A 1,195-nucleotide genomic window follows, 5' to 3' on the forward strand; every position below is an offset into this window, starting at 1 on the left:
TTCTAGCCTTTTCAGCGGGTCTTTCCATGCAGTCACAACGCCGTTCCTATTCAAAATCCTTCAAGGCCCAAGTTGTCCAAGAGTGCGCCCAGCCCGGCGCATCGATTGCCAGCGTCGCGCAGAAGCACAGCCTTAACGCGAACCTCGTACATAAATGGATTAGGGTACTCACGAACAAAACTATGGCGCTGCAACCTGCTTTCATTCCAGTGCCCTTGCCGCTAGCCGGAGGACATTCGCAGGCAGCTTCATCAAGTATCTGCATTGAAATCCAGCACCCGCGTGGCACCGTCAAAGTGAACTGGCCGACCGAAAGCGCTGTCGCCTGTGCCACCTTTCTGCGAGACCTGTTGGAATGATTCGGATCGATGCCATCTGGCTTGCCACCGAGCCTATGGACATGCGCGCCGGTACCGCGACCGCGCTGGCCAGGGTGATCGCGGTGTTCGGTGTGGCGAAGCCGCACTGCGCATACCTCTTCGCTAATCGCCGTGCCAACCGAATGAAAGTCTTGGTGCATGACGGTGTGGGCATTTGGCTGGCAGCGCGACGATTGAACCAAGGCAAGTTTCATTGGCCCGGCATCCGTCACGGATCGGAAGTCGAACTCGATAACGAGCAACTTCAAGCCTTGGTACTGGGTTTGCCGTGGCAGCGGGTCGGCGCAGGCAGCGCGATCACAGTGCTTTAGCCCCTGCCATTAGCCCATCGGTTTATCGCTGTTGACGACCTGCTCTGACACAATCAGCGGCATGACTTCCTCGCCCAATCTCGACCAGATGACTCCGGAACAGCTTCGTGCCTTGGCGGCACAGGCGTTGCAGTTGCAGTCCTAGGTCGAGGCGATGAGCAGGAAGATCCAGAACGATGAAATTCTCATCGAACAGTTCAAGTTCGAAATCGCCCTGCTCAAGCGCCACAAGTTTGCCAAGCGCAGCGAGCAGATCAGCCAAGCGCAAGGCAGCTTGCTGGATGACCTGCTCGATACAGACCTTGAAGCGATCGAGGCCGAGCTGAAACAGCTTCTTCCCGCTTCGTCACAGGCCGAGCCACGGCAATCGCCGAAACGCGCCCCATTGCCGCCGCAGTTTCCACGCGCGGTGATTCGTCACGAACCCGAAAACACCCAGTGCGCCTGTGGCTGCCAACTCCAACGCATCGGCGAAGACGTCAGCGAGAAGCTGGATTACACGCC

Annotated in this window: 2 protein-coding genes and 1 pseudogene; all 3 read left to right on the forward strand. The window is 57.8% G+C overall.

The features are described from left to right. Positions 1-359, forward strand: a 359-nt coding sequence (gene tnpA, locus C4K88_RS18065; protein ID WP_104122819.1) for an IS66-like element accessory protein TnpA, incomplete at its 5' end; no start/stop codon positions are given. Further along, positions 356-691 (forward strand): IS66 family insertion sequence element accessory protein TnpB, encoded by a 336-nt coding sequence (gene tnpB / locus C4K88_RS18070; RefSeq protein WP_146065744.1) that lies wholly within the window; start codon positions 356-358, stop codon positions 689-691. The genes tnpA and tnpB, both read left to right, overlap by 4 nt. Positions 692-752: 61 nt before the next feature. Beyond that, a pseudogene (locus C4K88_RS18075) lies at positions 753-1,195 on the forward strand (IS66 family transposase); the annotation flags it as partial.

This window comes from Arthrobacter pityocampae (assembly GCF_002927275.1).
GTDB classification, from domain to species: Bacteria; Actinomycetota; Actinomycetes; order Actinomycetales; family Micrococcaceae; genus Arthrobacter_D; species Arthrobacter_D pityocampae.